7 protein-coding genes and 1 tRNA gene are annotated in these 6664 nt (G+C 27.8%); 6 read left to right on the top strand and 2 right to left on the bottom strand.

All coding sequences use genetic code 11. The annotated features are described in order from the left end of the window. The 5 genes from ACQCX0_RS05060 to ACQCX0_RS05040 form a co-directional block, all read left to right on the top strand. The coding region (locus ACQCX0_RS05060) for a hypothetical protein (RefSeq protein WP_462563080.1) at window positions 1–256 on the top strand (256 nt) is incomplete at its 5' end. A 2-nt stretch (window positions 257–258) separates the two neighbouring features. After that, a complete protein-coding gene (rpoD, locus tag ACQCX0_RS05055; protein ID WP_462563079.1) occupies window positions 259–2283 on the top strand; it encodes an RNA polymerase sigma factor RpoD in 2025 nt (674 codons plus the stop codon). Between the two features lie 55 nt (window positions 2284–2338). Beyond that, a tRNA-Ile gene (locus ACQCX0_RS05050) sits at window positions 2339–2415 on the top strand. A gap of 24 nt (window positions 2416–2439) precedes the next feature. Then, window positions 2440–3033: a diacylglycerol/polyprenol kinase family protein gene (locus ACQCX0_RS05045; protein ID WP_462563078.1), complete on the top strand. Its 594-nt coding sequence runs from the start codon at window positions 2440–2442 to the stop codon at window positions 3031–3033. 24 nt (window positions 3034–3057) lie between these two features. After that, a complete protein-coding gene (locus ACQCX0_RS05040; protein ID WP_462563077.1) occupies window positions 3058–4674 on the top strand; it encodes a phosphoethanolamine transferase in 1617 nt (538 codons plus the stop codon). 79 nt (window positions 4675–4753) lie between these two features. Here ACQCX0_RS05040 and ACQCX0_RS05035 read toward each other — a convergent pair whose 3' ends face one another. Then, window positions 4754–5089, bottom strand: a complete 336-nt coding sequence (locus ACQCX0_RS05035; protein ID WP_462563076.1) for a hypothetical protein — start codon at window positions 5087–5089, stop codon at window positions 4754–4756. Window positions 5090–5298: 209 nt separating this feature from the next. Beyond that, on the bottom strand, window positions 5299–5442 hold the full coding sequence (locus ACQCX0_RS05030) for a hypothetical protein (protein ID WP_462563075.1): 144 nt from the start codon (window positions 5440–5442) through the stop codon (window positions 5299–5301). 789 nt (window positions 5443–6231) lie between these two features. On the opposite strand from ACQCX0_RS05030, the gene ACQCX0_RS05025 reads away from it, so the two are divergent. Further along, window positions 6232–6402 carry a hypothetical protein gene (locus ACQCX0_RS05025; RefSeq protein WP_462563074.1) on the top strand — a complete coding sequence of 57 codons (171 nt, stop codon included), beginning with the start codon at window positions 6232–6234 and terminating at the stop codon, window positions 6400–6402. Window positions 6403–6664 lie beyond the last annotated feature (262 nt).

The raw sequence follows: 6664 nt of genomic DNA, 5'->3' as shown, positions 1-6664 counted from the left end.
TAGTGAAGATCTTAAAGAACTATGTAACAAAATTAATAATAATATTTTAGTAAAAAAACAGCTGGATTTGTGTAAGAATGCTAGTGATGCTATCCATGAATTTAATAAAACCTTTAATATGTTTGTAATTCACGATTTACAAAGGGAATTAAAAATTGCCCAAGAAAATTTTAAAAACAATCATAATCCTATAGATTGGGAAAGAGTAGTTGAAGTAAAAAAGTTAATAGAATATGTTCAACAAGATTTGGAGTAAGTATGCCTAAAGATAAAGATACAGTACGGAAAAAAACTATAGGTAAAGACAATAAAAAAATAATAGAAACTAGTAGGATAGTAGTTACTTTAATAGAAAAAATACAACAAAATTCTAAGAAAAAAAACCTTATTACTTATGATGAATTTAATGCTAGTTTAAATGAAGATTTTTCTCTATCAGAAGTAGAAAGTACAATAGAGGCTTTATCTGATATGGGGATAGAAATTGTAGATAAAGACAAAGAATATGATGATTACGAAGTTGTTAGGGAAACCTCACTTACTGTAAGAACTGAAACAGAGAGTAATAAAGAAGAAACTACACCTGAATATTTTAGAACAGATGATCCGGTGCAACTTTATTATAGAGATATCGGAGAAATTGCTAATAGATTAACCAAAGAAGGTGAGATTGCTATTGCTAAACGTATTGAGGCTGCTAAAGGGTTAGTAATGGAGGGGATTTGTTTGAACCCTTTGTTTTACAATTATCTACATATTTGGTACGAAGATTATAAACAAGGTAAATACTATATTAGAGATTTAATAGATTGGTCTTTATTTTGGCATAGTCATGAAGAATTAGGTAAATTAGAAAATATTAAAGATATTAATATTAAAGCTACAATTTCGAATCGGGGGCGTCCTAGAACTAGAAGTCTTAATAAAGAGGAAATGGAGGAAGTAGATAGTATCTTAAAAGAAGACGAGAACTATTTAGAAGTAGAAGAGCAAGAACATAATGATGAGCCTTTAGATGAGGATATGTCAGAAGAAGACAATATAGGAGTATCTTTAGCTGTTATTGAAGCTAAGATTGAGCCTTTATTTACAAATAAAATAGAAAAGCTTTTATTACTAGATAGTAAAATTCAATTAATAGAAGAGGAACTTTTTCTATTACATATAAGAGGTAAAGAAAGTAAAACTGATAATAAATTATATAAATATCAGCAAGAGCGTAGTGTTTTATTAAAAGACATCTGTGTAAATAATAATACTATTGCTAAGATTGTTAATAAAATAAATTTATTAAGAGATAAAATTATTCTATTAGAAAATAAAATTATAAGAAACATAGTTTCTCAAGGCTTTGATAGGGAAAATACTATTAATATGCTTTCCTATTTTATCAAAAATGATTGGTTGAAACTTTTAAAGGGTGAAAATAAGAAAATTACTATTACCGAAGTAATAATAGAATCCAGAAAAGAGCTGGCTCAAATTGCTATGGAATACTTTCTACCCACTAGAAATTTAAAAGATATTATTAAAATTGTAGAAAAAGGTGAGAAACATAGGATAAAAGCTAAACAAGAAATGATAGAAGGAAATTTAAGACTAGTAATTTCCATAGCTAATAAATATTTTAATAGAGGATTACAGCGTTCAGATTTAATCCAAGAAGGTAATATAGGCTTAATGAGAGCAGTAGATAAATTTGACTACAAAAGAGGGCATAAATTCTCTACTTATGCTACTTGGTGGATTAGACAAGCTATTACCAGAGCAATTGCAGATCAAGGTAAAACCATTAGAATTCCGGTACATATGATAGAAACAATTAATAAGGTAGTAAAATCCTCCGCACAATTTGTTAGTGAATACGGTAGAGATCCTATTCCTGAAGAAATTGCCCAAATGCTAAATCTACCGGTGGATAAAATTAGAAAAGTATTACGTATAGCAAAAGAGCCTGTAAGTTTAGAAACACCGGTTAGTGAGGATGATAACTATTTAGGAGATTTCTTAGAAGATAAAAAAGCTATTCAGCCTCTAGACGTGGCTATTCAAGAAGATTTAAAAAAATCTATCAATCAAATTCTTAGCACATTAACTCCTAGAGAAGAAAGAGTTTTGAGAATGCGTTTTGGTCTTGGTACTAGTTTAGATAATACTTTAGAAGAAGTAGGTAAACAGTTTGCGGTAACCAGAGAAAGAATTCGTCAGATTGAGGCTAAAGCTATTAGAAAATTAAAACACCCCAGTCGTTCTAGAAAATTAAAAAGCTTCTTAGATTATTAGAATTTTCTTGAAAGTTATAAATAATAATACTAGAATTTCTGTATTGTTTTATTAGGGGTCTGTAGCTCAGTTGGTTAGAGCTATCCGCTCATAACGGATCGGTCGGGGGTTCGAGTCCCTCCGGACCCACCATTTAATACAACAGGAAAAAGAGTTTTGACATATACTCAAGAACTGAAAAGAAAAGCTATTCACCTTAGTTCTGTTGCTTTTCCCTTGTTTTATTATTATTTTAATAATAAAAGTTATATGCTTCTAATAGTAGGATTAGTTTTGTTGCCTATACTAATCTGGGATGTAATGAGAATAAATAATTATAATTTAGGTATGTTTAATAATATTCTAAAATTAAATACTTTATTAAGACCTCATGAAATATATGATAAAAAATTAACAGGGGCTTCATTTTTCCTATTAGCTTGTTTTTTATCAGTATTATTCTTTAATCAATATGTTGCTATTTGTAGTATGTTAGTTTTAGTAATCGGAGATACAGTCGCAGCCTTAATAGGGAAAAGATATGGAAGTATTAAAATTGTTGATAAATCTCTACAAGGAAGTATAGCTTTTTTTGTAGCTAGTAGTATAGTTAGTATCGTAATTAGTAAATTATTTGTATATGAAATAAAAATTAGCTTATTTGTAGTAGTATTTATAGCAACTTTATCAGAGTTATTTGCTAAAAAACTTAAAGTAGATGATAATCTACTAATTGTTTTAGCAATGTCTGTAGGGTTATCTTTTTTATAGCAGTAAGATTAATAAGGGTATAGGGTGAAAAAGTTAGAAGTAGGTAAATTTGGTTTTATTAGTATATGTAGTTTATTACTATTGGTAGTAGGAAATTTCTTTATATTTTATCAAAGGTATTTATTAAATATAGAAGAGTATGACACTTTTAAAAACATAGTATATGTTTTTGCTGAGGCTTGTTTAGTATTCTTTCTTATATATTGTTTGTTATTGTTAGTTGCTTTTAGTAATAGGGTTTTAAAGTTTGTGGTTATTCTTTTACTATTTATTAATACTATATTTATGTTCTATATCTACAAATTCAATATTATTGTAGATGAAATGCTAATCGGTGCTATTTTTGAAGCAGATAGTACTGAGGCTAAAGATATGCTTGATTATAATATAAGTTTTTTGGTCATCTTTTGTACAGTAATTTCTTGGATTATTATTGTTAAGTATTTAAAAATTAAAAAAGAAGAAAAATTTTTTGTAAGGATTTTTAAACTGCTTAGTAAAAGTATACTCTTATTCAGTAGCTTAATAATGCTGATTAGTTTAATTAATAGTAATCTTTTTAAAGATAAGCAAGTATTAAAGATTTCCTTAGCTAGCTATTCACCTATAAATTATATCGCCGGACTATATCAATATTTCAATGTAATTAAAAAGGCTAAAGCTTTAGCCATAAAACAACTTAGTAAAAAATATAACTTTATATATATTCCTAAAATTAGTGAACCTTTAATTGCTGTATTATTAATAGGGGAGAGTGCAAGAGCTGATAAACAAAATTATTTAGGGTTCTTCCTAGATACCACACCGTATCTTTCAAAAGAGCCAAATTTAGTACCGTTTTATAATTTTACTTCTTGTGGTACTTATTCTAGAATTTCAGTGGCGTGTTTATTATCTTATAAATCTCAGCTTAATTTTAATTTACCGGTAGAAGATACAAACTTAATTTCAGTATATAGGGATTTTGACTTTGATACCTATTTCTTATCCACTCAAACTGCCTATGAAGTTAAAAGTAATGCAATTTTTGTGGAGGCAAATAATGCGAAAGAAGTCTATTTTGTAAGTTCTATCAGAAAGTATATGCCCTCAAATGCAGTACCTTTAGATGAGCATATCTTACCATTATTTGATAAATTATTAAAAGAAAACCCTACACGTAGCAAATTATTTGTGATTTATCTAAAAGGTTCACATAATAGTTATCAAGATAGATACCCTAAGGAGTTTGATGTTTTCAAACCTAGTTGCCCGAGTGGACGTTGTAATACAGATGAAGCAACTAGGAATGCTTACCTAAATAGCGTATTATATACAGATTATGTTACTAAAAAAATTCTTGATAGATTACGTAATAAAAATTCTTTTGTATTATATGCCTCAGATCATGGAGAAAGCTTAGGTGAAAATGGACGCTTTTTACATGGTGCCCAGTTTCATAATGCTCCTATGGAGCAAATTCATGTGGCGGCTTTTATGTGGTTTTCGGATCCTTTAATTAAAAAAATGCCTCAGGAATATAAGAATATTCACGCTAAGAGTAGAAAATCCTTAAGCCATGATAATATTTTTTCTACAATGCTAGATTGCTCAGGATTTAACTCAAATATTATTAATAAAAAGCAAAGCCTTTGTAGATAAAGCTATATCCCCAGTATGAGAATCTAGAATCTACACTGCTAAATCTTTAAACCCAAACTTTTAAAGCTAAGCATTCTATCTAAAATTGTTTAGTTCTTAACAAAAAGTACATATATTTACTATCTGTTCTTGAGGTTTTTATAGCTTGTAAGATAAAATCATGTTCAAGGATTTCAAAATATTGTGAAAGTATGTTGATAAACTCTTGTCTAGTTCTATATTGTGTATTGTAAGTATGCTTTATAGACATATCAATATCTTGTAAAATAAGTCTATTTTTTAAGATAGAAACCCCTTCTTGAATAAACCAGTATACTTGGTAAGATTTAATGATTTGTGTTAGTATTATATGTAATTCTTTATTTGTTAGAAATTGTAATAAAAATTGGGTTAATAAAAAATCTTCCGGCTTCAAATAGATGCTAATATTCTTTAAATTATCGCAAATAAAAGTTATATTCTTGCCTGAATATTGTTATTTAGCTAAAGTTATTTGATATTTACTAAAATCTATTCCCAAATAATGTAAGCGTAAAGAGTTTGCTAAAATTGTTGCATAACCGCTCCCGCATCTTGGATTAACGATTCTATTAATGTTAAGCTTGTATTTATTAATTACTTCTTTTAGAATAACAAACTCTTGGGTTTTTTTACCTCAATTTCTGATGTATTAAAATGAATTTGTAATGCATCCACAGCTTTCTCTTCATAGAAATCCTTAACTAATATTTTTTTTAAGGATTTATCATCAAGTGATTCATATTTCATTTACTTCTCCTTTAATTTCAAGGTATATACTTAATGGTATTTAAAATTATACCTGTATAATATATTAAAATATATCAAGATCTATTTTTATTATGTTCTTTTAGTTCTAGATTAAGCTAATAAAGCTTATTTAGAGATATTAACTTATAATTTGAAATAAGGGAAAGAATATGGGTAAAAATAACTACGATGATAGTTGGAATTAGTCAATAATCCGAGTAAATAGTGGAGAAATAACTTCTTTGTATGCTCTCAGGGCAAAACAAGCTAAAAGTATTAAAAAAGAACAGATTAAAAAGAAAAAAGAGTAGCACAAAAACAGCACAATAGAGCAAAACTCGATCCTGATAGAAAGCAAAGAAGCCCTAGTAAAAAAGGAAGAACAATTTAGATTTCAGTAGTTAGAGAGTATTATTAATCAACAATGTATCAAGCAATTAGAAACAGATTTGGGGAACAAAACGTATTAGTACCAAGAAAAAAACCCTACTCAAATAATAAATTACTAGTAGATGGTAAATAGTATATCGTGTCTACTTTATGCTTGAATAATAGCTGTTTATAGTAGATTGTATAGATTGTGTAATAAGAAGGCTATTTTAAAATGCATAGTTGAGCTAAAGAAATTAATAAAATAAATAAAGATCTGTAATAGTAAATTCTTTATATGGTTTAAATAGTTTTTAAAATAGCAGAAAAAAACAGCGTATTGAGTCTATAGAAAATCCAGTAGAGAAGGTTAAAATAGTAGAAACAAAAAGGGTTAAATATAGAGCATATCAGAAAAATTTGAGAATAAGGAAAGCTTTAACCGATTCAGAGAAAGCAACAAGAGAGTTGGATAGGAAGGATAAAGCTAGAATAAAAGCAGAAAAATATGATTATAAAAATGTAAGTGAAACAGATAAAATAGAATGGGAAAAATATCAAGGAAATAAATGCAAAAACGTGATAACATAAAAATATTAAAACAATAAGAGTAATAGATATAAGGAAACACAACTAGGATATATATTGGAATAAGGTGATACAGCCTATCTAGAAAGCGAAAACTTTAGAAATAAAGAAAGATGGGGGACTGCAAAATATAGAGAGTATAAAAAATAAATGACTAATAAAATAAGTTAAAAATATATGATAAAAAATTAGTATTTAGTAACATTTTATTGCTAAAAACAAAATCCTACTTGTAATTTAGATCGGAAGAGCGTCGTGTAGGGAA

The organism is Candidatus Hepatincolaceae symbiont of Strigamia maritima (assembly GCF_055505085.1).
This window is presented reverse-complemented; position numbering and strand designations above follow the sequence as displayed.